This window comes from Geodermatophilus sp. URMC 65, from assembly GCF_053502545.1.
Genome location: NZ_CP199954.1, coordinates 1,155,757 through 1,177,698 on the forward strand (window position 1 = coordinate 1,155,757; position 21,942 = coordinate 1,177,698).

The 21,942-nt window shown below is 75.5% G+C and carries 21 protein-coding genes; 11 read left to right on the forward strand and 10 right to left on the reverse strand.

The features are described from left to right. The first annotated feature begins 408 nt into the window (after positions 1-408). The 3 genes from ACWIX7_RS05450 to ACWIX7_RS05460 all read left to right on the forward strand — a co-directional run bounded on the left by ACWIX7_RS05450 (position 409) and on the right by ACWIX7_RS05460 (position 2,146). Entirely contained in the window at positions 409-858 is a 450-nt protein-coding gene (locus ACWIX7_RS05450; protein ID WP_448620538.1) for a PGPGW domain-containing protein, read from the forward strand. Positions 859-1,211: 353 nt separating this feature from the next. Then, positions 1,212-1,664, forward strand: coding sequence for a hypothetical protein (locus ACWIX7_RS05455; protein WP_448620539.1), 453 nt, complete (start codon positions 1,212-1,214; stop codon positions 1,662-1,664). Between the two features lie 92 nt (positions 1,665-1,756). Then, complete coding sequence (locus ACWIX7_RS05460) at positions 1,757-2,146, forward strand: nuclear transport factor 2 family protein (protein ID WP_448620540.1); 390 nt, start codon at positions 1,757-1,759, stop codon at positions 2,144-2,146. A gap of 139 nt (positions 2,147-2,285) precedes the next feature. On the opposite strand, the gene ACWIX7_RS05465 is transcribed toward ACWIX7_RS05460, so the two are convergent. After that, a complete protein-coding gene (locus tag ACWIX7_RS05465) occupies positions 2,286-2,945 on the reverse strand; it encodes a response regulator (protein WP_448620541.1) in 660 nt (219 codons plus the stop codon). Continuing rightward, complete coding sequence (locus ACWIX7_RS05470) at positions 2,942-4,132, reverse strand: sensor histidine kinase (protein WP_448620542.1); 1,191 nt, start codon at positions 4,130-4,132, stop codon at positions 2,942-2,944. Before ACWIX7_RS05470 ends, ACWIX7_RS05465 begins: the two co-directional genes overlap by 4 nt. A gap of 154 nt (positions 4,133-4,286) precedes the next feature. Between ACWIX7_RS05470 and ACWIX7_RS05475 the strand changes: the two genes are divergently transcribed. Then, positions 4,287-4,700 (forward strand): hypothetical protein, encoded by a 414-nt coding sequence (locus tag ACWIX7_RS05475; protein WP_448620543.1) that lies wholly within the window; start codon positions 4,287-4,289, stop codon positions 4,698-4,700. Between the two features lie 22 nt (positions 4,701-4,722). Here the strand turns inward: ACWIX7_RS05475 and ACWIX7_RS05480 are convergent, their stop codons facing one another. Continuing rightward, complete coding sequence (locus ACWIX7_RS05480) at positions 4,723-5,625, reverse strand: virginiamycin B lyase family protein (RefSeq protein WP_448620544.1); 903 nt, start codon at positions 5,623-5,625, stop codon at positions 4,723-4,725. Between the two features lie 144 nt (positions 5,626-5,769). On the opposite strand from ACWIX7_RS05480, the gene ACWIX7_RS05485 reads away from it, so the two are divergent. After that, the gene (locus tag ACWIX7_RS05485; RefSeq protein ID WP_448620545.1) at positions 5,770-6,312 is read left to right on the forward strand and encodes a TetR/AcrR family transcriptional regulator; all 543 of its coding nucleotides are present in this window, start codon (positions 5,770-5,772) and stop codon (positions 6,310-6,312) included. A 98-nt stretch (positions 6,313-6,410) separates the two neighbouring features. Further along, complete coding sequence (locus ACWIX7_RS05490) at positions 6,411-8,165, forward strand: alpha/beta fold hydrolase (RefSeq protein ID WP_448620546.1); 1,755 nt, start codon at positions 6,411-6,413, stop codon at positions 8,163-8,165. Positions 8,166-8,242: 77 nt separating this feature from the next. Here the strand turns inward: ACWIX7_RS05490 and ACWIX7_RS05495 are convergent, their stop codons facing one another. Together ACWIX7_RS05495 and ACWIX7_RS05500 are read right to left on the reverse strand one after the other, a co-directional pair. Next, entirely contained in the window at positions 8,243-8,770 is a 528-nt protein-coding gene (locus ACWIX7_RS05495) for a hypothetical protein (protein WP_448620547.1), read from the reverse strand. Positions 8,771-9,020: 250 nt separating this feature from the next. Then, the gene (locus tag ACWIX7_RS05500) at positions 9,021-10,181 is read right to left on the reverse strand and encodes a threonine synthase (RefSeq protein WP_448620548.1); all 1,161 of its coding nucleotides are present in this window, start codon (positions 10,179-10,181) and stop codon (positions 9,021-9,023) included. A gap of 176 nt (positions 10,182-10,357) precedes the next feature. Between ACWIX7_RS05500 and ACWIX7_RS05505 the strand changes: the two genes are divergently transcribed. Further along, positions 10,358-11,503 carry a glycosyltransferase gene (locus ACWIX7_RS05505; RefSeq protein ID WP_448620549.1) on the forward strand — a complete coding sequence of 382 codons (1,146 nt, stop codon included), beginning with the start codon at positions 10,358-10,360 and terminating at the stop codon, positions 11,501-11,503. 37 nt (positions 11,504-11,540) lie between these two features. Here the strand turns inward: ACWIX7_RS05505 and ACWIX7_RS05510 are convergent, their stop codons facing one another. Both ACWIX7_RS05510 and ACWIX7_RS05515 read right to left on the reverse strand, forming a co-directional pair. After that, positions 11,541-12,518 carry a sigma-70 family RNA polymerase sigma factor gene (locus ACWIX7_RS05510; protein ID WP_448620550.1) on the reverse strand — a complete coding sequence of 326 codons (978 nt, stop codon included), beginning with the start codon at positions 12,516-12,518 and terminating at the stop codon, positions 11,541-11,543. 65 nt (positions 12,519-12,583) lie between these two features. Next, positions 12,584-14,224, reverse strand: a complete 1,641-nt coding sequence (locus ACWIX7_RS05515) for a hypothetical protein (protein ID WP_448620551.1) — start codon at positions 14,222-14,224, stop codon at positions 12,584-12,586. A gap of 171 nt (positions 14,225-14,395) precedes the next feature. Here ACWIX7_RS05515 and ACWIX7_RS05520 point away from each other — a divergent pair, with 171 nt between their 5' ends. Continuing rightward, entirely contained in the window at positions 14,396-14,710 is a 315-nt protein-coding gene (locus tag ACWIX7_RS05520) for a hypothetical protein (protein ID WP_448620552.1), read from the forward strand. Between the two features lie 123 nt (positions 14,711-14,833). After that, positions 14,834-16,075, forward strand: a complete 1,242-nt coding sequence (locus tag ACWIX7_RS05525) for a GNAT family N-acetyltransferase (protein ID WP_448620553.1) — start codon at positions 14,834-14,836, stop codon at positions 16,073-16,075. Positions 16,076-16,443: 368 nt separating this feature from the next. On the opposite strand, the gene ACWIX7_RS05530 is transcribed toward ACWIX7_RS05525, so the two are convergent. Then, positions 16,444-16,935, reverse strand: coding sequence for a ribose-5-phosphate isomerase (locus ACWIX7_RS05530; protein ID WP_448620554.1), 492 nt, complete (start codon positions 16,933-16,935; stop codon positions 16,444-16,446). Between the two features lie 26 nt (positions 16,936-16,961). Between ACWIX7_RS05530 and ACWIX7_RS05535 the strand changes: the two genes are divergently transcribed. Continuing rightward, positions 16,962-17,630: a DUF429 domain-containing protein gene (locus tag ACWIX7_RS05535; RefSeq protein ID WP_448620555.1), complete on the forward strand. Its 669-nt coding sequence runs from the start codon at positions 16,962-16,964 to the stop codon at positions 17,628-17,630. Positions 17,631-17,714: 84 nt separating this feature from the next. Here the strand turns inward: ACWIX7_RS05535 and ACWIX7_RS05540 are convergent, their stop codons facing one another. Both ACWIX7_RS05540 and ACWIX7_RS05545 read right to left on the reverse strand, forming a co-directional pair. Continuing rightward, positions 17,715-18,470, reverse strand: coding sequence for an SDR family oxidoreductase (locus ACWIX7_RS05540; protein WP_448620556.1), 756 nt, complete (start codon positions 18,468-18,470; stop codon positions 17,715-17,717). A gap of 73 nt (positions 18,471-18,543) precedes the next feature. Continuing rightward, entirely contained in the window at positions 18,544-19,209 is a 666-nt protein-coding gene (locus ACWIX7_RS05545; protein ID WP_448620557.1) for a mycothiol-dependent nitroreductase Rv2466c family protein, read from the reverse strand. Between the two features lie 160 nt (positions 19,210-19,369). Here ACWIX7_RS05545 and pepN point away from each other — a divergent pair, with 160 nt between their 5' ends. Then, a complete protein-coding gene (gene pepN / locus ACWIX7_RS05550; protein WP_448620558.1) occupies positions 19,370-21,922 on the forward strand; it encodes an aminopeptidase N in 2,553 nt (850 codons plus the stop codon). Positions 21,923-21,942 lie beyond the last annotated feature (20 nt).

The window sequence follows — 21,942 nt, forward strand, 5'->3', positions numbered from 1 at the left end:
TAGATCCCTGTTCTCCCCAGTACAGGTCATGGACAGGTCCCGCCGGGCGGAGCGATACGGCCAGGCGAGGGCCCTCGTTCAGCCCCCACGGGACCCGCTTCACGACCAGCGACAGGTCACGCCGGTGCGCGAGCGCATCGCTGAGCGGACCGGAGTCGTCCCCACCGAGCTCAACGTCGCCGTCCGTCGCCCCGGACGTCCCCGCGAAGCTGAACCGATCGCCGCCACGACGCCACCGCCGATCGATGCGAGCAGGGAGCTGGTGGAGGTGGCCTCCTCGCCAGTCCGCTGCTCGTCAGGCACCGCGGATCCAGCCGCCGGTCGGCACCCAGCAGCACTGAGGGTGGTGTCCGAGACGCGGCCGGGCGGTGTCGCATGACGAGTCGATGAGTTGGGCACCACCCAACGGTGAAGACCACCGTCATCGCCGTCCTCGGCGGCTTGCTGACCCTCGCCGGCATCGCGCTGCTCGTGCTGCCCGGTCCCGGCTTCGTGCTGGTCGCTGCCGGCCTGGCGGTGCTGGCCACGCGGTTCTCCTGGGCGAAGAAGCCGCTGGACTATGCCAAGGACAAGGCGCAGGAGGGCGTCGAGGAGGTCGCCAAGAGCCCGTTGCGCGCCGCCGGAGCGGTGCTGGCCGCCCTGGTGCTGGTCGCGCTCGGCGTGCTCGCCCTGGTGGGGGTGGACCTGCCGTTCATGAACGCGTTCACCGCCGTCGTGCTCATCCTCTCCGGGCTCTTCCTGATCGGGACGGTCGTCTTCGCGCGTCGCCAGGAGAAGCTCGAGCAGGCCCGGGCGCACCGCCCGGCGGGCGAGCGGGGCACGGCCGGCGCCTACCGAGCCGCACCGCACGGCAACTGAGCACCGCGACCCGCCCCAGGGCGGGACGACGGCGGCCGGACCGGGTCGTCTGCTCGACGACGTGACCGATGCCCAGCACCTGCCGGTCGGCCCGCGCTACGGCGACGACCTGGAAGCACATGGTGGTCGCGACGGTCCCGTTCAGGGCCGGCACGGTCCACCGGGATCCGACCGGAGTCGACCGGTGACGACGGTCCCGTACGCCGTCGTACACGGCCGCGACCCGTTCCCGGACGGCCCCCGTCCGGCGCCGCGGCAGCCGAGCACGGCCGTGAACTGTCGCTCCTCGACGGCCCGCGATGACGGCTCTGGACCGATGTGGCGGCCGGACCCGGCTTCCTAGCCTCTGCGGCATGACCGAGATCGACTACTCCCGTTCCGGGTCCCGTCCGGTCACGTCGACCGGCAGACCCGACTGCGCCCGGCCCGACCGCCTGCTGCGACTGGCCCTGAGGGTCGATGCGGCGGTCACCGGCCTCAACGGCGTCGGCTACCTCGCTGCCGCGCCCGTCCTCGACGGGATGCTCGGCCTGCCGCCCGGGACGCTCGCCGGGACCGGCGTCTTCCTGCTCGCCTTCGCCGTCGCCGTCTGGCTCGTCGCCCGGCGGACGACGCTCCGCCCCAACGAGGTCGACGCCGTCGTCATCGGCAACCTGCTGTGGGTGGCCGCCAGCACCACCGCGGCCGTCACCGGCTGGGGCACGCCGACCGCTGTCGGCACCGGCTGGATCGTGCTGCAGGCCGCCGTCGTGGCAGCCTTCGCCGTCTGGCAGGGAGCCGGCCGGTACGCCCGCTCCCACTGCTGACCGCGCCGCCCGCGTCCCGGTCCCGGGCACCGCGGGCGGTCCGGCGTGGCCCACCCTCCTCCCCCATCTCCTTCGACGATCGGAGCAGTGTCATGACCGCCGTCCTGAGTGATGCCACCGTCCTGGCCGAGCGCTACATCGCGGCCTGGAACACGACCGACCCCGCCGCACGGCGTCAGGCGGTCGACGAGCTGTACACCGAGGACGCCCGGTACGTCGACCCGCTGGTCGACGCCCGCGGGCGCGAGGCCATCGACGCCACCATCGCCGCGGCGCAGGCCCGGTTCCCCGGTTTCGTCTTCCGCCTCGCCGGCCCGGTGGACGCCCACCACGACCTGGTGCGGTTCACCTGGGACCTGCGGCCGGCCGGCGCGCCGGAGGACGACGAGGCGCCCGTCGTCGGCTCCGATGTCGCGGTCAGCGACGCCCAGGGGCGGCTGCAGACCGTGCTCGGGTTCCTCGACAGGGTCCCCGCTGGGTGATCGGCTCCTCCGCGGGCGCGGGGTACCCCCCGCGCCCGCGGAACCGCGCCCACCGCCCGGTTCGCCCCGCCGGCGGTGCGCCGCTCCGCCGATGGCGTGGTGTTCCTGGAGTACCGACGGTCGGAACCCGCGTGGGTCCTCATCTCCCCGGGACGACGAGTCCGGTCTCGTAGGCGAGCACGACCAGGCGGGCGCGGTCCCGGGCGCCGAGCTTGGTCAGCAGCCGGGAGACGTAGGTGCGGGCCGTCGCCGGGGAGAGGAACAGCTCCCGCGCGATCTCCTCGTTGGACAGGCCCCGTCCCACCAGCGCGAGCACCTCCCGCTCCCGCTCGGTGAGGACCTGCAGGGGCGTGTCGTCCACCGTGGCCTGCAGCCGCTCGGCCAGCGACCGCAGCACCGTCCCGGTGACCGCCGGGGACAGCAGCGACTCCCCCGCGGCGACCACGCGGACCGCCGAGCGGAGGTCGGTCGGTGAGACGTCCTTGAGCAGGTAGCCGGCGGCGCCGGCGCGGATGGCCTCGAACACCAGCTCGTCCTCGTCGAAGGTGGTGAGCACCAGCACCCGGACGTCGTCCAGCTGCGGGTCGGCGACGATCTCGCGGGTTGCCTGCAGGCCGTCCATCTCCGGCATGCGGATGTCCATGAGGACGACCTCGGGGTGCAGCTCGCGGACCCGGCTCAGCCCCGCACGACCGGTCCCGGCCTCCCCGACGACGGTGATGTCGCCGTCGCGCTCGGCCAGGGCCCGCAGCCCGGTGCGCACCACCTCCTGGTCGTCGACCAGCACGACCCGGATCACGAGCCCAGCCTCACCGGGAGCACCGCTTGCACCACGAACCCGCCACCCTCTCCGCGCCCGGCGCGCAGCTGCCCGCCGAGCACGGCGGCACGCTCCCGCATGCCGACCAGCCCGTGCCCGCCCTCCGACCGGGCCGGCTCGACCGGGCAGCGGCCCGGGCCGTCGTCGGCGATCAGCAGCTCCAGCCGGCCCCCACGGACACCGGCGGTGACCGCCGCGTGGGTGGCCCCGGAGTGCCGGATGACGTTGGTGAGCGACTCCTGCACGATCCGGTAGGCCGCCGCCTCGATCGCCCCGTCGAGACAGCCGTCGTCGACGGAGACGTCGAGGTCGACGTCCACCCCGGCATCCCGGGCGGCGGCCACCAGACGCCCGAGTCCGGACAGGCCCACCGTTCCGCGCTCGAGGTCGGCCGCGGGAGATCGCAGCAGCTTGACGGTGGCCCGCAGCTCGCGCAGCTGGGCCGAGGTCGCCGCACCGATCTGCTCGACCGCGCGTCGGGCGGCGTCGTCGTCGCGCCCGATGGCCTCGGCGGCGACGTGGCCGTGCAGGGCGATCACCGACATCGCGTGACCGACCGAGTCGTGCAGGTCCTGGGCGATGCGCACCCGCTCGGCCTGCAGCCGGCGCTCGGCCTCGCGGACCTGCTCGGCGGCCGTCAGCTCCTGGAGCCGCTGCTGGTGCGACCGTGTCTCCCGGCGGGCGCGGACGCTGACGCCGAGGGCGATCGCGGCGGCGACGAGCGCGGCATTGGTGAGCAGCTCGTAGCTGAGCAGGTACGTCGTGGGCAGGCCGTCGTGCACCCGGGCCCACGCGGCCACGCCGACCAGCACCGCACCCGACCCGACAGCCCAGCGCAGGGCACCGACCTCGGCCGCCCGGTACAGGGCGGCGACGGCGGGCAACGCGATGCCGATCGGCGGGAAGTCGCGGGAGTAGTAGACGAAGACGCCGAGGACGGTCAGCGCCAGGACCAGACGCGGAGCGCGCCGGCCGGCCAGCACCAGCGCACCGAAGCCGACGGCGAACAGGTAGGCGCCGGCGGTGGCCCGGCCGGTCCGCTCCAGGTCTGCGGCGATGACCAGTGCCACGGTGAGGGTCTGCGTCGTCGCGAGCAGTCCGTCGGTCAGCCGCCGGTCCACCCCACCGGGGCCACCGCTCGCGGGCACGTCCCTCGAGTCGGACACGAGGTCAGCGTAGGAATCCCCGCAGCCTCCGGACATCCCCGCGCATCGATCGCCACGGTCGCGCCAGGGACGCCGACGACGTCGATCGACGGCGACCCGTGGTGACGCCTGTCCGCCGATGTGCCGCCCGTCGGCGCTGCCCACCATCGGCCGCATGGCAGGGCCCGGCTCCCCTCCCGGTCCGCAGGCGTCGGAGCCGGTGAGCTGGCCGGTGGTCCTGGGGCTGGGCGCCCTCGCGCTGCTGTTCCCCGTGGCCGAGCTCACCGGCGCCTCCGACGCGCTCGGCGCGGTCCCCACGGCCCTGCTGGTCCTCGGGCTCGTGGCAGCGGTCTGGATCGGCGGCGTCGGGCTCCTCCGGGTGCCGCGGCCGGTGCTCACCCTCACGCTGGCCGGCGCCGTCTCCGGCGTCGTGCTCGTCGTCCTCTCCGTGGCCCTCGGGACCCGTCCCGGCGGCGGAGGTCTCGCCGTGCTCGTCGGCGCGTTCGAGGTCGTCCGGTCCACGGTGCTGGGCACGCTCGCGGGCGTCCTCGCCGCCGTCGTGCAGCACACCAGGAGCCCGCGACGATGACGCGGAGCTCGCCGGTGCGCCATCACGTGCGGTCCTGTCGTCCTGCGGCCGGGGACGGATCGCGCGAGCAGGTGAGGTGCGCGAGGGAGCCCGCCTCCAGCGCGACCCACAGCGACCCGTCGTCCGCCAGGGCGAGGCCGTGCGGCTCGGCTCCCGGCCGGAGGGCCACCTCGTCGACGACCCGTCCGTCGCGGTCGAGCCGCACCACTGAACTGCGCGCCCACAGCGTCGCCCAGCACCCTCCCTCGGGGGTGGCGGCGACGGCGTGCGGTCGGCTCGCGCGGTCGGGGAGGGGGAACTCCTCGATCCTGCCGTCGGGATCGATGCGCCCGATCTGGCCGGCGCCGATCTCGGCGAACCACACGGCGTCCTGGCCGGCGTGGATGCCGACCGGAGCCGCGCCGGCGGTGGGCAGCGCGCAGGTGGTGACGTCGCCGTCGGGGGTGATCCGGCCGACGGTGTCGGCCCTGTTGAGGGTGAACCAGAGCGCACCGTCGCGCCCGGCCGTGATCATGGAGGGCATCCCACCCCCGGGCAGCGGGAACTCGTCGATCGTGCCGTCGAGCGCCAGACGGCCGATCCGGTCCGCGGACAGCAGGGTGTACCAGAGGGCGGAGTCGGGACCGACGCACAGCCCGTACGGCCAGCCGGTCGGGGTGGGCACCGGCACCGAGGAGACGGTCCCGGACGGGTCGACCCGCCCGATCCGACCGTCACCCCGGGTGAACCACACCGCGCCGTCGGGTCCGAGGGCCGGCACCATCGGTCGGCTCTGATCGCCGTCCAGGGAGATCCGGGTGGTGCGCCCATCGGGGTGGAGCCGCACCAGCTCGCCGCGCTCGACCAGGGTCGCCCACACCGCGCCGTCCGCACCGACGGCGACCCCGTAGGCGCCCGGCCCGACGTCGTACTCCGTCACGGGCATGGCCGCCTCCCTTCCCCTGGAACCGCGGCGACCAGAGCGCTAAAGCTACGGAAGTCGCATTACGGTTGTCGAGTGGCTGCTGCGCGTCCGAGCCGACGACCGGGCGGTCGAACCGCGCGAGTTCGCGCCGACGTCCTGGCCGCGGTGGATGCCCTGCTCACCGAGGGCGGCTACGACGCGCTGAGCATCGAGGCGGTCGCCGACCGGTCCGGCGTGCACCGGACCACCGTCTACCGGCGCTGGGGCAGCGTGGCCATGCTGCTGGTCGACCTGCTCGACCTGGGCACCGAGGACGACTGGCGCCCACCGGACACCGGATCCCTCGCCGGGGACCTGATCGCGATCAACCGGCAGGTCTGCGACGCGCTGACGGTCGAGCCGTCGCCCACGGGAGCCGTGATCGCCGCGTCGTTCCGCACGCCGGAAGCGGCCGAGGCGCTGAGCCGGTTCTGGGCCGACCGCTACCGGCGGTGCACGCTCGTCGTCGACCGGGCGGTCGCCCGCGGCGAGGTCCCCGCCGGCACCGACCCCCACCGGCTGCTCGTGTCGGCGACCGCCCCGCTGTACCACCTGCGGGTGCTGCTCCGGCAACCGCTCACCTGCGCCGACGCGGACGCCTACGCCCGCGCCGCCCTCGCCGCGGTCCTCGCGACCGCCTGCGAGACGACCGTCGCGCCGCGCGCCTGAAGCGCACAGGAGGAGGCCATGCCGGCACCCGACCCCGGACGACTGCACCGCTCCCCCGGGCGGGGGCGACCGCTCTCTGCTCACGGAGGTGGATGACGATGTCCGGTTGGCAGCAAGTCGAGGACGAGGCCCCGGAACTGGCGGCCCGCGCCCGCGAGTTCTTCGGCCGGTCCCGGCACCAGGTCCTGGCCACCCTGCGCCAGGACGGCTCCCCCCGGGTCAGCGGCGTCGAGGTCGACTTCACCGACGGGGAGCTGTGGATCGGCTGCCTGTGGCGATCCCGGAAGGCGCTGGACCTGCTGCGCGACCCCCGCTTCGCCCTGCACAGCGGGTCGGTGGACCCGCCCGCCTGGACCGGTGACGCCAAGGTGGCCGGCCGGGCCGAGGAGGTCACCGACCCCCCCTCGTCGCGGCCGTCAACGGCGGCGACGCCGGCGAGGGGGCGCCCTCGCACCTGTTCCGCGCGGACGTCGGCGAGGTCGTCGTCGTCCGCCTCGGGGAGCCGGCGGACCACCTGGTCATCGAGTCCTGGCGGCCGGGCCGGGGCGTCACCCGGCAGGAGCGGCGGTGAGAGCGGGATGGCAGCCGGCCGAGGACGCCTGGCGCGGGTGTTCCGTGCGCTGACCTGGCTCGGGGCGCTCGGCGGGTGCCTGCTGGCGTGGTGGGCCGGCACCCTCGCCGCCGCCGCGGTGACCACCGAGCCGGCCTGGTTCCTCGCGGTGGGCACGCTCGCCGCCGTGGTCCTGTGGCTCCTGGCCTGCCGCCTCCTCCTGCGGACCCGGACCCCCTGGCGGCGAGCGGCCGCTCGCCTCGCGGGGGTGCTCGTCGTCGCCGCCACGCTGGTCGGCGTGCTCCTCCCGATGGACGACCCCCGTCGCGCGCCGCGGTCGCCGCCGGACGCCGGCACGTGGGTGCTGGAGGACGGCTCCGAGCTGGCCTTCGGGGTCGTGCGGGGCGACGGCGACGCCGAGGAGGCCCCGGTCCTCGCGCTGCACGGCGGCCCGGGCGTCCCGGACACCGCCGGCCTGCTCGACGCCCTGGCTCCGCTGGCCGTCGACGGGCACGACGTGTGGGCCTACGACCAGCGCGGAACCGGCCGCTCCACCCGCCTGGCGGACCCGCGTCTCTACACCACCGCACTGGCGGTGGCCGACCTGGAGCAGGTGCGACGCCGGATCGGAGCCGAGCGGGTGATCCTGGTCGGGCACTCCTACGGCGCGTACCTGGCGGCGGCCTACACCGCCGAGCACCCGGATCGCGTCGAGCGGGCGGTGTTCCTCTCCCCCGGCGGGCTGGCGGAGCACGGCGTGGGCGGCCGGCCGCAGGCGCGCCTGACCCCGGCACAGCAGTGGCAGGTCCACCGGCTGCTGCTGCACCCGCGGGCGCTGCTGGCCTACGCCCTGGTCCAGGTCGACCCCGCGGCCGCGCACGCCTTCGCCGGCGACCAGGAGCTCGACGCCCGCCAGGACCGGGTCTACGCCGCCACGCTCCCGGCGCTGCACTGCCCCGGACGCACCGGCCCGGCCCTGCACGGACTGGGGTTCTACGCCAACCAGGTGCCGCAGTCCTGGCGGCACCCACCCGAGCCCGACACCCGGGCCCAGCTGCAGGACACCGATGTGCCGGCACTGGTGGTCAAGGGCCAGTGCGACTACCTGGGCTGGGAGGCGGCGACCGGCTACCTCGACGCCTTCGACGACAGTCGGCTCGTCCACCTCGACGGCGCCGGCCACGACGTCCACGTCGACGCCCCCGCCCGGGTCGTCGAGGCCGTCCGCAGCTTCCTGGACGGGCGGCCCGTGCCGGGGACCATGACCGACCCGCGCCGCCCCCCGGCGGGCTACCAACCCTGACCTGCGCTTCGAGGGACCTCGAACGCGTGACCCCTCCGCTGCCGGGGACCAGCCACGAGACGCCGAGCGGACGGGGGTCATCGATCGACCTCGACACGCTCGGCCGGGGCGGGGGCGCTCCCGCGGACCCACCGCAGCAGCGCGGTGAACGCCAGGGCGGAGGTCACCGCGCCGCCGACGAGGCGCACCCGGTGCCCGGCGACGAACTCCTCGGCGACCTGACGCAGGTACTCCGGCGGATGGGTGCCGACCGGGTCGACGAACATGATCTCGTTGCGCGGCCAGAAGAACGCCACCGAGAAGAGGAACTCGCAGGCGATGAACACCGCGGCCGCGCCGACGACCCACCAGCGCAGCCGCGGCTCCCGCCACGTCACAACCGTCGCGACCAGGCTGCTGACCACGACCGTGGCGCCCAGCGGGGGGAAGTAGTCGCTGGGGCCGCCGGCGACGAGGAACTCGCGGGCCCGGTCCAGTGACGCCGGAGGGTCGCCGAAGACGTTCGGGTAGAGCATCACGGTCTCGGCGGCCACGCCGCCGAAGGACAGCATCGCCGTCCACACGAGGACGACGAGGGCCACCGTGGTGAGGGTCCTGCGGGACATGTCGGTGCGTCCTCCCGCTCGTCGGGACCCGGCGCCCGGACGGGCTGCCGATGGCCGACGCTAGGTCCGCCGACTGCTCTGGTCTGCCGGCCACCAGCGCGAACCGGGGTCGCTCGTCGACGTACGGCGCCCCCGCGCCCGCACGACCGCCGGCGACGACGGGTGCAGGCAGTCGGCTGCCCGACCAGGCGCCGAGCAGGGGGAACACCCCCCTCGGGTAAGCCAGCATCCCCACGCCGGTCGGTCCCCGTCACCCGCCCTCCGCCCCGGCCCCTCCCTCCTCGGCCAGCAGCCGGGCCATCGCGTCGCTCGCCTTGAGGCCGGAGCCGGTGAGGACCAGGACGACGCTGTCGCCGGCCGACACGAGCCCCTCCCGCACGAACTGCCCGAGCGCGGGGACGACCTGACCGCACGTGGGCTCGACGTACAGGCCGGTCGCGGCCAGCGCCAGGGTCGCGGCGCGCAGGTCCTCCTCCCGGACCACGGTGGCCGCCCCGCCGCTGTCCCGGACGGCCGCGAGCACCTCGCGGTCGCGGACCGGCCGGGCGATGGCGGTGCCCTCGGCGATCGTCGGCTCCCAGGTGCGCGGCTCGACGGTCTCGCGACCGGCGGCCAGCGCCTCGACCAGCGGGCTGCACTGGGCGGGCTGGGACACCAGGATCCGCGGCACGCGCGCGATCTCACCGGCCCGCTGCAACTCCGCGAACCCGATCGCGCAGCCGAGCACGAGGCTGCCCGCGCCGGTCGGGAGGACGACGGCGTCCGGCGCGGTGAAGCCGAGGTCCTCCCAGATCTCGTAGGCGATCAGCTTGGTGCCCTGGAGGAACATCGGGTGCCAGTTGTGGCTGGCGTAGAAGCGCTCCCGCGACCGGCGGACGGCCTCGTCGGCGGTGTCCTGCCGGGTCCCCGGGACGAGCTCGACCGTGGCGCCGTGCAGCCGGCTCTGCAGGACCTTGGCCGACGACGTCGACGCCGGGGCGAGGATGAGCGCGTCGATGCCGGCGGCCGCGCTGTAGGCCGCCACCGAGGACCCGCCGTTGCCGCTGGAGTCCTCCAGCAGCGCGGTCACGCCCTGGGCGCGCAGGGCGCTGACCATCACGGAGACCCCGCGGTCCTTGAAGCTGGCGGTGGGGTTGACCGCCTCGACCTTGACCGCGACGTCCAGCCCGGCGAGGCGCCGCGGCAGCAGCGGCGTCCGGCCCTCGCCCAGGGTGACCGGCGGCAGGTCGGGCAGCGGCAGCGCGGCCCGGTACCGCCACTGCGAGCGGACGGTCGGGTCGATCGCGTCCCGGGTGATGCCGGGCAGCGGCTCCACCATGAGCGGCGACCCGTCGTCGCCGCACCAGCGCGGCTCGTCCAGGGGGTAGCGCCGGCCGGCGCGGTCGACGACCCCGGGCGGGGTGGTGGGCATCGGGGTCTCCCTGCATCGTGCCGTCGGGACGGGTGGCCTGGTCAGGGCCGGGACCCCAGCCTCGCGCACGCGGGCTGCGGGACCGGAACGGCGCCCGGGCGGGGTTCCGGGACGGCGCCGAGCGGTTATGGTCGGCGGGCCCGAGCCGCGGGTCCCGCCGTCCTCCGGAGTGCCTCATGACCGGCTCCCGGCTGCGCGCCTCCGATCCCCCGCCCCGTGCCGGGACCCCTCCGCCGCTGTCCGTGCTCCTGGTCATCGACTCCCTCGACGGAGGCGGCGCCGAGCGCTACGTCGTCGACCTCGCCGTCGCGCTGCGCCGGCGCGGGTGGCCGGTGCACGTGGCCTGCTCGGTGGGCGGGATCCGCGCCGCGGCCCTCGCCGACGCGGGGGTGCCGGTGACCGTCCTGCTCGACGAGCTGGTCAAGCGGCGGGTCAGCGGCCGGTACGAGCGCGCGCTGGCGCGGCTGGTCGCCGAGCTGCGGCCAGCCGTCGTGCACGCCCACCTGTTCGCCAGCGCGGCCGCCGCCGCGCACGCCGTCCACGACCAGCCGGTGCCGCTCGTGGTCACCGAGCACACCGAGGGGCCATGGCGGGACCGCCGGGCGCGCGCGGTGAGCGGCCTGGTCTACCGGCACGCCGACCGGGTGGTCGCCGTCTCCTCGGCCATCCGCGACCTGCTGGTGACCGGCTACGGGGTCGCGCCGGAGCGGGTGGAGGTGCTGCTGCCGACCGCGGCCGCGCCGCCCGCCGCCGGCAGTGCTCCCCCGGACCCGGGGCGGCCGGTGGTCGGGCTGGTGGGCCGGTTGGTCCCGGAGAAGGGCGTCGACGTCTTCCTGCGCGCCGCCGCGCTGGTGTCGGCCGTCGTTCCGCAGGCGCGGTTCCTCGTGGTCGGCGACGGGCCGCTGCGGCCGGACCTCGAGCACCGCGCGGCGGTGCTCGGGCTGGCCGGCGCGGTCACCTTCACCGGGTACCGCTCCGACGTGCCGCGCCTGCTCGCCGGCCTCGACGTGCTCGCCGTGCCCTCCCGGTCCGACGGCTCCCCGCTGGTGGTGTGCGAGGCCATGGCCGCGGGCGTGCCGGTGGTCGCCAGCCGGGTGGGCGGGCTGCCCGACCTGGTCGAGGACGGCGGCAGCGGGCTGCTGGTGCGCCCGGGCGAGGCCGAGGACCTGGCCCGGGCGCTGGTGTCGCTGCTGCTCGACCCGGAGGCGGCCCGGCGGCTGGGCGCCCGCGGCCGCCGGCTGGCCGCGGGCCGCTCGCACGAACGGCTGGTCGACCGGATGACGCAGCTGTACGCGGACGTGGCCGGGGCCGCGGTCCGCTGACCGTCGCTGCGAGCGGTGGGGGCGAGGGGGTCCTGTTTCAGGCGGGCGGCTCGACCGGCAGGCCGAGCCGCCGGAACAGGTCGTTGTCGAGGTCCAGGAAGCTGGAGATGTGCGCGACCCGGCCGGCGCGCACCTCGAGCACGTGCAGCGCCCACGGCTCGTGCCCGCCGCCGGCGCGGGGGCGGTACTGGGCGAAGGCCGGCGCCCCGTTGGCGAGGGTCGGCAGCACCCGGGAGCCGCGGCACTTCGCACCCGGGCCGAGCATCCAGGTGCCGATGTCGGCCCGGCCGCGCAGCCACATGGCGAACGGCGGCATGTGCTGGGTGGCGTCCTCGTGCAGCAGCCCGACGAGGCCCTCGACGTCGTAGCGCTCGAAGGCGTCGACGTAGCGCTCGAGCAGGGCGCGGTGGACGTCGTCCAGCGGCTCGGTCTCCTCCTCGCCGCCGACCTCGGCCATCGTGGCGCGGGCCCGCTGCAGCGCGCTGTTGACCGACGCGACCGTGGTGTCGAGCAGCTGGGCGACCTCGTCGGCCCGCCAGCGGAGCACCTCGCGCAGCAGCAGCACGGCCCGCTGGCGCGGCGGCAGGTGCTGCAGCGCGGAGACGAAGGCCAGCCGGATCGACTCCCGCTGCACGGCCTGCTCGGCGGGGTCGGCGTCCTCGGAGACGACCTGCCGGTCGAGCACCGGCTCCACCCACGCCGTCCCCGGGCGGCGGGCGGCCAGCGAGGCCTCCACCGGCTGCCACGGCGAGCCGGAGAGGTCCATGGGCGTCGCCCGCCGCTGCCGGCCGGAGAGCTGGTCGAGACACACGTTCGTGGCGATCCGGTACAGCCAGGAGCGCAGCGCCGAGCGGCCCTCGAAGTCGGCCAGGCCCCGCCAGGCACGGACCATCGTCTCCTGCACCGCGTCGTCGGCGTCGAAGGCCGACCCGAGCATCCGGTAGCAGTAGCCGGTCAGCTCCCGCCGGTGCTCGAGCAGTCGCGGGTCCAGTTCGTCGGTGAGCACGGTCGTCACGGGTCCTCCTCGGGCCTGGGCCGCGACAGCTCACCACAGGACACCGACGGAACGGGAGGTCCCGGCTACTGGTAGCTGATCAAGTCCGGGCGCGGCTCGACGGCGACCGTCTCCTCCGGGCTGAGCATCGGCTGGTCCTCGTCGTAGAAGTTCTTCCAGCCCCAGGCGACGTCGTCGGGCTCGGTCTGCCGCAGCGTCCGCCAGGTCGCCTGCTTGTCGCCCTGACCGCCCTGGCCGTCGGCGTGCACCATGAGCGCCAGCTCGTCGCGGGAGGTGTCCAGCCGGTCGCGGTCCGGGATCATGTCGACCCGGAACTGGTGCAGCAGCAGCAGCTTCTGCGGCAGGTCCTCCGCCCGCGTCAGGTCGGCCAGCCAGGTCACGACCCGGTTGACCTCGTCGATCGACACCGATCCGATCTGGGTCAGGTGCACCTCGCCCGGGCCGAGCCGCCACTCCGGGTCCAGTGCCAGCCCGACGTGCGGCAGCTCCAGCAGCGAGCGGTACTGCTCGGCCTGGGTGACGAAGTCGGTGCGCCCGGGCTGCAGGTCGATGACCACGTACATGCCCGCCTCGCCGGCCGCCTCGACCCAGGGCCGCAGCTCCTCGACCGGCAGCTCGGTGGAGTAGTTGCCGTCCGGCCCGGCCACCGAGGAGGCGACGGTGGCGATGACCTCGAAGGCGGGGACGACGGTGGCGTCCTGCACCAGCGGCTCGTAGTCGGCCGCGTGGGCCTGCGCCCGCTCGACCGAGGCCGGCAGGTCCTGCTCGCCCAGCACGCCGAGCGCGCCGGTGCCCGGGCTGCCGTAGAGGGCGACGAGGAAGTGCTGCGGGAAGAGCAACTGGCCCCCGCCGGGCAGCTGCCGGCCGGTGGCAGCGGTCTCGAGCTTCCAGTCCAGCCCCTCCTCGGCGCCGAACCCGGCGCCGAGCGCCACCACGGTCCCGGGCTGCTGCTCGCCCAGCAGGTCGACGAGCTCGGCGGAGCCGCGCGGGTCGGGGGGGCTCAGCTGCACCCGGGCCCCGGCCGCCCGGGCGGTGGCCACGCCGGCCAGCGCCTCGGGGGCGCCGGTGGTCACGACGACGGTGTCCTCGAGCGGCTCGGCGCGCTCGACGGCGGGCAGCTCGCCGTCCCCCGCCTCGCTCCCGGCCGGCTCGGTGCCGGAGGGCTGCAGCGCGGTCGGCTGCTCGGGGTCCAGCTCGGCGACCGCGGCCACCGCGTCGTCGGCGTCCACCTGCTGCGCCTCGCCCAGCTCCAGCCCGGTGACCTCGGCGACGGCGTCCGGGGCGGCGGGGACGGCGACCACCTCGGGGCCGCCCTCACCGCCGGCGCCGCCCTCGGCGGCCCCGACCGCGAGCACCGTCGTCGTGCCGAGGCGCTCCAGCTCGCCGCTCAGCGCGTCGGCGGCGCCGCCGCCGGCCGGCTCCAGCAGCAGCGGGACGCCGAGGCCGGTGGCCGCCGAGGCGCCCAGCAGCGTGCCGGCCGCGTCGCCGTCGCGGGCGACGACGACGACGTCCGCGCTGTCGAACAGGGCCCGGCTGGCGGAGGCGGCCGAGGCGACGGGGTCCTCGTCGGCCACGAGGGTGAGGCGGGCGTCGGGCGCGGAGGTCGCCACACCGGCGCCCTGCCCGGCCTCGTCGCCCGAGGCCGCGCCGCAGCCGCTGACCAGCAACACCACGGTCACGGCGATGGGCACCGTCGGAGAGCGCACGGCTCCCTCCCCCCGGCCGGGCGCACGGTCACGCGGGAGCGCGACGGCGGTGGCCGCGCCCGGCTCCCGGCGACCCTAACGACGCAACGGCCCTGGACAGCGGGCCGCCTGTCGCGACCGCGAGCTGTTCGGGCGATCGCAGGGGCGCGGCGGTCCGAATACACCCGGCGGATGTCCGCCACGCTCGGGCCTGACCGGCGCCCCTCGCCCACCCGCACCGCCGACCGGGAGGTCACCACCGTGGAACCCGACGACGCTCCCGAGGTCCGCGTCCTCCTCAACACCAACGTGTCGATGTCGCGGCACAAGGCCGCCGCGCAGGCCGTGCACGCCGCGCTGGCCGCCTTCGGCATCCCCCACGGTCGGGTCGTCGTGCTGGGCGGCCGGCCGGACGAGGTGGCCGCGATGGACGTCGTCGTGCGGGACGCCGGCCGCACCGAGGTGGCGCCCGGGACCCTGACCGCCGGTGCCACGGTGGTCCGCTGACAGAGGACCCCGTCCTCCTCACGCCTCGGAGAAGGACCCCCTGCCCCCCGCGGCTCGCACGCTCGCGGCGGGACCCTGCAGGGGGCCCGCGAGCCTCGGGACGGGACCGGGTAGACAGCTCGGGTGACCGACCTCGCCGACCAGCTGCGTCCCGCCACACCCGAGGACTGGCCGTCGTTCAGCCGGGCCTTCTTCACCGCGTTCGCCGAGGATCCGCCCGCGTCCTTCGTCGACGCCGTCCCCGCGCACGCGGAGCTGGACCGCTCGCTCGGGCTGTGGGAGGGCGGCCGGGTGGTCGCGACGTCCGGCGTCCACAGCCGGGAGCTGACCGTGCCCGGCGGCGTCGTCCCCTGTGCCGCCGTGACCTGGGTGAGCGTCGCGCCCAGCCACCGGCGGCGCGGCGTGCTCACCGCGGTGATGCGGCGCCAGCTCACCGAGCTCCACGAGCAGGGGCGCGAGCCGGTCGCGGCGCTGTGGGCCTCGGAGTCCTCGATCTACGGCCGCTTCGGCTACGCGCCGGCCACCGAGCGCGGCAACCTCTCCGGCGACGTCGCCCGGCTGGCGCTGCGGCCGGACGTCGACCTCGGCGCGGGGCGGGTCGAGCCGGTCGGCGTCGAGGACTTCCGCGCGGCCGCCGTGGGCCTGCACGACCGGGTCCGCCGGTTCGTGCCCGGCAACCTCGCCCGCGACGCCCGCTGGTGGGACCGCGGCCTGGAGGACGACCCGGCCCGGCGCCACGGCGCGTCCGAGCGGCGCTTCCTGCGGCACGTCGAGCCCGACGGCACGGTGACCGGCTACGCCACCTACCGCGTCCGGTCGGCGTGGACCGACGACGGCCAGCCCGACGGCACTGTCCTCGTCGAGGAGGTGCGCTCCCTGACGACGCCGGCGTACGCGTCGCTGTGGCGGTTCCTGCTGGCGCTGGACCTCGTGCGCACCATGCGGGCGCCGACCGCCTCGCCGGACGACCCGCTGCGGCACCTGCTGGCCGAGCCACGGGCGCTGCGCGCGCAGCCGTACGACGCGCTGTGGGTGCGGCTGGTCGACGTCGGCCGCGCGCTGGCCGCCCGCCGCTACCCGGCCCGGGTCAACCTGGTGCTCGAGGTGCGCGACCGGTTCTGCCCCTGGAACGACGGCCGCTGGGCCCTCGTCGGCCACCCGGCCGGCGCCTTCTGCTCCGAGACCGACGCCGACCCCGACCTCGTGCTCGACGTCGAGGCGCTGGGCGCGGCCTACCTCGGCGGGGTGTCGCTGGCGACGTTGCAGGGGGCCGGCCGGGTCACCGAGGTCAGCCCGGGTGCGGTCACCCAGGCCGCGACGGCGTTCCGCTGGCCGGTGACGCCGTGGTGCCCCGACGAGTTCTAGGAGGACCCCCGTTCCCCCCACCACTCGCAAGCTCGCGGTGGGACGGACCATGCACGGGGCCGTTCCAGCACCCGTGGTGCGGGGGCGACACCGCTGATCGGCCGGCCCCGCAGCTCCCCCACCCCCGGGTCGAGCACGGCAGCGACCGCCGGCGAGCCCGCAGGAGTGCAGGACCTCCGCGGAAGCTCCACCCGTGCTCACAGGTGTAAGCAGGGGTGGAGGTTCGCTGGAAAGTGTTCGGCAGCCGTGCCCAGGGACGCGGTTCGCGTCGGTGAGCCCGACCCGACGCCGGGCGAGCAGGGCCCCGAGCGGGCGCCACCGGCCGACGCGCCCTCGTGGTCACCCCCCAACCCGCACGAACACCGCTGTCAGACCGGCTCCTCGCGCGTCGGCAGCCCGCCGGCCGGGCGGTGCCGGTCGCGCTCGTAGTCGCTGATCAGGCCGATCCGGCGCTCGTGCCGCTCCTCGCCGCTGAAGGGCGTGGCGAGGAAGTGCAGCACGAGCTCGGTGGCCTCCTCGACGCTGTGCTGGCGGGCGCCGATCGAGACGACGTTGGCGTCGTTGTGCTGGCGGGCGAGCTCCGCGGTCGAGCGGTTCCACACCAGCGCGGCGCGCACCCCGGGCACCTTGTTGGCCGCGATCTGCTCGCCGTTGCCGGAGCCGCCGATGACCACGCCGAGGCTGCCGGGCTCGGTCACCGTCCGCTCGCCGACCTCGAAGCAGAACGGCGGGTAGTCGTCCTGCGCGTCGTACTCGAACGCCCCGCAGTCGACCGGCTCGTGGCCGGCGTCGGTGAGCGCCTGCTTGAGGTGCTCCTTGAACTCCAGGCCGGCGTGGTCGGTCCCGACGAAGACGCGCATGGCGGCGAGTCTGTCAGGCTGCCCGGGTGGCGGTGCTGGGTGTCGACGGGTGGCGCGGCGCCTGGGTCGGTGCCCGGCTGGACGGCCGGGCGGTGGAGCTGCTGGCGCTGCCCGACGCGGCCGCCGTCCTCGCCGTGCCGGACGTCGAGGTGGTCGGCATCGACATGCCGATCGGTCTGTCGGACGACGGCGTGCGGCTGTGCGACGTCGAGGCGCGGCGGCGGCTGGGCCGAGCGGGCAGCTCGGTCTTCCCCGCGCCGGTCCGGGCCGTCCTGCGTGCCCGTGACTACGCCGAGGCGCGGCAGTTGTCGGTCGAGGCGACGGGCGGCCGTTCCTTGTCGGCGCAGTCCTTCCAGCTCGTCGCGGCGATCCGGGGCCTCGACGACGTGCTCGGCGACCCGCCGTCCGAGCGCGTGGTCGAGGTGCACCCCGAGTTGGCCTTCCGCGCGTTGGACGGACGGGTCTGCGACCCGAAGTCGAGTGCGCGCGGGCAGGCGCAGCGGATCCGGGCGCTGCAGCCGGTGATGGACGTGCTCGACGCGCTCGCGTCGGCCCCGCCACGGGTGCCGGCCGTGGACGCGCTGGACGCCTGCGCCGCCGCCTGGTCCGCCCGGCGGATCGCCGACGGCACCGCGGAGTGCGTCGGGGACGGCGCGACCGACGCCCGCCGCCGGCCGATGCGCATCTGCTGGTAGTGAAAGGACCCCTGCAGGGCACCGTCGGCCCCGTCCCGGGACCCGCCCTGAGCTCGCGAAGGGTGGGGAGGACGGGGTCCTTCTTCAGGTGACCCGGCGGACGACGGGCAGCGGCAGCACCCGCAGCAGCCCGGCGACCGGACGCCACGGCCACCCGGGGACGTAGGCGCGCGCCGGCTCCCGCTCGATGGCCGCGGTGAGTGCGTCGACGCCGGTGTCCAGGTCGACGGTGAACGGGCCGCGGCGGCCGATGTTGATGTCGGTGGCGATGTAGCCGGGCAGCACCGTGGTGACGCGGATGCCGGTGCCGAGGAGGTCTGAGCGGATCCCCTCGGCGAGGGAGTTCAGCGCCGCCTTGCTGGCGCCGTACGCCGTCCGGCTGCCGCGCATGCCTCGGACGGAGGCGACCGAGGAGACCAGGACGAGGTGACCGGAGCCCTGGGCGCGGAAGCACTCGACCGCCGCCTCGCACTGGGCGTGGGTGCCGAGCACGTTGGTGGCCAGGATGGCCCGGTTGGTCGCCGCCGCACCGGTGCCGATGGCGACCCCGTTGCCGATGCCGGCGTTGGCGACCACGCGGTCCAGGCCGCCGAGCCGTTCGGCCAGCGACGGCACGACCGTGGCGACGGAATCGGCGTCGTCGACGTCCATCGCCGCGACCTCGACCCGGATGCCGGGATGGGCGGCGAGCAGCTCGCGCTGCAGGGCCTCGAGGCGGTCGAACCTGCGGGCGGCGAGCGCCAGGTCGCGGCCCATCGCGGCGAAGCGGCGGGCCATGCCCTCGCCGAGACCGGAGCTGGCGCCGGAGATCAGGATGCGCTGGCGGAGGGGGTGCGGCACCCGCTGAGGATGCCGCACCCCGGCCCCGCTGCAGGGGCCCGCCGCGAGCCGGCGGGGGCAGCGGGGTCCTCCTTCAGCGGCGGCCGGTCAGCTCCAGGGCGTCGGCCGGCACGGAGTCCATGTCGGGGCCGGAGAGCCGGGTGCGCTTGAGCTCCCAGAAGTCGGGGAGGTTGGCCAGCAGGACGGCGCCGTCGAAGGCCTTGCCGGCGGCCTCACCGGTGGGCACCTTGCTGATGACCGGGCCGAAGAACGCCACGCCGTCGATGTGCATGACCGGGGTGCCGACGTCGTCGCCGACCGGGTCCATGCCCGCGTGGTGGCTCTTCTCGAGGGCCTCGTCGTACTCGGTGGAGGTGGCGGCCTCGGCCAGCGAGGCCGGCAGGCCGACCCGCTCCAGCGCGGGGGCGACCAGCTCGTCGAGCTCCACGCCCTCGTGGTGGCGCAGTGTGCCCATGGCCGTGTAGAGGTCGCCGAGGACCTCGTCGCCGTGCTGCTGCGCCGCGGCGATCGCGACCCGCACCGGGCCGATCGCCTTCTCCATCATCTCCTGGTACTCCTCCGGCAGGTCCCGGCCGCGGTTGAGCACCGCCAGGGACATGACGTGCCAGTGCAGGTCGATGTCGCGGACCTTCGCCGCCTCCAGCACCCAGCGGCTGGTCAGCCACGCCCACGGGCACAGCGGGTCGAACCAGAAGTCCACGCGGGCCTCCACAGGCGCGCTCTGCACTGCCTCGGTCATGCGTTCCGCTCCTCGCGTCGTCCTGCCCGGCGTCGGTGCGCCGGGTCGTCTCTGCCGGTGCCAAGCCGGGCCGGGGAGCCGTTGTTCCCGCGGTCGCCCGGGCGTGGTGCCCCCGGTCCAGGTCGGGGGCGTGTCGGAGGGCCGTGGGAAGCTCCCCTGCGTGGCCGTACCCAACCTGACCCGCGATGACGCCGCCGCCCGCGCCCGACTGCTGGCGGTCGACAGCTACGACGTCCAGTTCGACCTGACCGACGGCGCCGGGCGTCCCGGCGAGCACACCTTCGGGTCGACGACGACGGTGCGGTTCGCCTGCCGCCGGCCCGGGGCCGACACCTTCATCGACCTGGTCGCCGAGAAGGTCCGCTCCGCCACGCTGAACGGCGAGCCGCTGGACGTCTCCGCCTACACCGAGGAGGGCGGCCTGCCGCTGCCGGGCCTGGCCGCGGAGAACACCCTCGTCGTCGAGGCCGACTGCCGGTACTCCAACTCCGGCGAGGGGCTGCACCGCTTCGTCGACCCCGAGGACGGGCAGGTCTACCTCTACACGCACTTCGAGCCGGCCGAGGCCAAGCGGGTGTTCACCTGCTTCGACCAGCCCGACCTGAAGGCCACCTACACCGTGCACGTCACCGCGCCGTTCGACTGGCAGGTCGTCTCCAACACCGGCGAGCGCACCGTCGAGGCCGGCCCCGGCGGCTCCCAGCTGGTGCACTTCGCGCCGACGAAGCGGCTGTCGACCTACCTGCTCGCGCTGATCGCCGGCCCCTACGCGCGGGTGACCGACTCCCACGAGGGCATCCCGCTGGGGCTGTACTGCCGCGCCTCGCTGGCGCAGTACCTCGACCCCGAGGCGCTGTTCCGGGTCACCAAGCAGGGCTTCGACTTCTACCACCGGGTCTTCGACTACCCGTACCCGTTTGACAAGTACGACCAGCTGTTCGTCCCGGAGTTCAACGCCGGGGCGATGGAGAACGCCGGTGCGGTGACCTTCCTGGAGGACTACGTCTTCCGGTCCAAGGCCACCCGGGCGCGCTACGAGCGGCGCGCGGAGACGGTGCTGCACGAGCTGGCGCACATGTGGTTCGGCGACCTGGTGACCATGCGCTGGTGGGACGACCTGTGGCTCAACGAGTCCTTCGCCACCTACATCTCCACGCTGTGCCAGGCCGAGGCCACCGAGTACACGACCGCCTGGACGACGTTCGCGAACACCGAGAAGGCGTGGGCCTACGCGCAGGACCAGCTGCCCTCGACCCACCCCATCGCCGCCGACATGGTGGACGTCGCCGCGGTCGAGGTGAACTTCGACGGCATCACCTACGCCAAGGGCGCCTCGGTGCTCAAGCAGCTGGTGGCCTACGTCGGCCGTGACGAGTTCCTGGCCGGGATCCGCCGCTACTTCCGCACCCACGAGTACGGCAACACCACGCTGGCCGACCTGCTCGGCCCCCTGGAGGAGAGCACGGGCCGCGACCTCACCGAGTGGGCGCGGCAGTGGCTGGAGACCAGCCAGGTGAACACGCTGCGGCCGGTCCTGGAGCTGTCCGACGACGGCCGGTACGCCCGCGTCTCGATCCAGCAGACGGCGGTGCCCGAGCACCCGGTGCTGCGGCGGCACCGGCTGGCCGTGGGCCTCTACGACAAGGGGCCCGAGGGGCTGACGCGGCGCACCCGGGTGGAGCTGGACGTCGAGGGCGAGCTGACCGAGGTGCCCGAGCTCGCCGGCCACCCCGTGGCGGACCTCGTGCTGGTCAACGACGACGACCTGACCTACGCCAAGCTGCGGCTCGACGAGCGTTCGCTGGCCACCCTGCAGGAGTCGATCGGCGCCATCCCCGACCCGCTGCCGCGCGCGCTGTGCTGGTCGTCGGCCTGGGACATGACCCGGGACGCCGAGCTGCCCGCCCGCGACTGGGTGGCGCTGGTGCTGGGCGGGGTGGACGCCGAGACCGAGATCAGCGTCGTCCAGTCGCTGCTGGCCCGGGTGCAGTCGGCGCTGACCAACTACGCCGACCCGCGCTGGGCCGAGACCGGTTGGCGGGCCCTGGCCGACAAGGCGTTGGCCGCCCTCGAGGCCGCGGCGTCGGGCAGCGACACGCAGCTGCAGTGGTCGCGCACCTTCGCCGCCGCCGCCCGCACCGAGGAGCACGCCGCCGTGCTGCGCGGCCTGCTCGACGGCTCCCGGGTCGTCGAGGGGCTGCCGGTGGACGCCGACGCCCGCTGGGCCTTCCTGCACGGCCTGGTCGCCATCGGCGCGGCCGGGGACGCCGAGATCGCCGCCGAGGAGGCGCGCGACGCCACGGCGACCGGGCAGCGGCGGGCCGCGACCGCACGGGCGCTGCGGCCGACGGCGGAGGCCAAGGAGGAGACCTGGCAGCGGGCCTTCCACGACGACACCGTCCCCAACGCGGTGCACGAGGCGATGCTGCAGGGCTTCTGGCACCCGGCCCAGCGGGCGCTCACGGCCGGCTACGTCGACCGGTACTTCGCCGACATCCGCCCGCTGTGGGACCGCCGTCCCGGCGAGATCGCCAAGAACGCGGTGCAGTACCTCTTCCCGCCGGTGGTCGAGCTGCGCACGGTCCAGGCCGCGGACGCCTGGCTGGCCGACCCCGAGCACCCCGCGCCGCTGCGCCGGCTGGTCGCCGAGGGCCGCGACGGCATCGCCCGCTCGCTGCGGGCCCGGGAGCGGGACGCCGCCGAGAGCGAGTGAGCCCGGACCGTCGAACGCGA

Bases quoted from the DNA above. Each gene is read 5' to 3' on its own strand.
- ACWIX7_RS05475 (WP_448620543.1), top strand. From the start codon at position 4,287: ATGGCAGGGCCCGGCTCCCCTCCCGGTCCGCAGGCGTCGGAGCCGGTG.
- ACWIX7_RS05505 (WP_448620549.1), top strand. From the start codon at position 10,358: ATGACCGGCTCCCGGCTGCGCGCCTCCGATCCCCCGCCCCGTGCCGGG.
- ACWIX7_RS05455 (WP_448620539.1), top strand. From the start codon at position 1,212: ATGACCGAGATCGACTACTCCCGTTCCGGGTCCCGTCCGGTCACGTCG.
- ACWIX7_RS05460 (WP_448620540.1), top strand. From the start codon at position 1,757: ATGACCGCCGTCCTGAGTGATGCCACCGTCCTGGCCGAGCGCTACATC.
- ACWIX7_RS05495 (WP_448620547.1), bottom strand. From the start codon at position 8,770: ATGTCCCGCAGGACCCTCACCACGGTGGCCCTCGTCGTCCTCGTGTGG.
- ACWIX7_RS05500 (WP_448620548.1), bottom strand. From the start codon at position 10,181: ATGCCCACCACCCCGCCCGGGGTCGTCGACCGCGCCGGCCGGCGCTAC.
- ACWIX7_RS05480 (WP_448620544.1), bottom strand. From the start codon at position 5,625: ATGCCCGTGACGGAGTACGACGTCGGGCCGGGCGCCTACGGGGTCGCC.
- ACWIX7_RS05545 (WP_448620557.1), bottom strand. From the start codon at position 19,209: ATGACCGAGGCAGTGCAGAGCGCGCCTGTGGAGGCCCGCGTGGACTTC.
- ACWIX7_RS05490 (WP_448620546.1), top strand. From the start codon at position 6,411: ATGTCCGGTTGGCAGCAAGTCGAGGACGAGGCCCCGGAACTGGCGGCC.
- ACWIX7_RS05520 (WP_448620552.1), top strand. From the start codon at position 14,396: ATGTCCGCCACGCTCGGGCCTGACCGGCGCCCCTCGCCCACCCGCACC.
- ACWIX7_RS05530 (WP_448620554.1), bottom strand. From the start codon at position 16,935: ATGCGCGTCTTCGTCGGGACCGACCACGCCGGCCTGGAGTTCAAGGAG.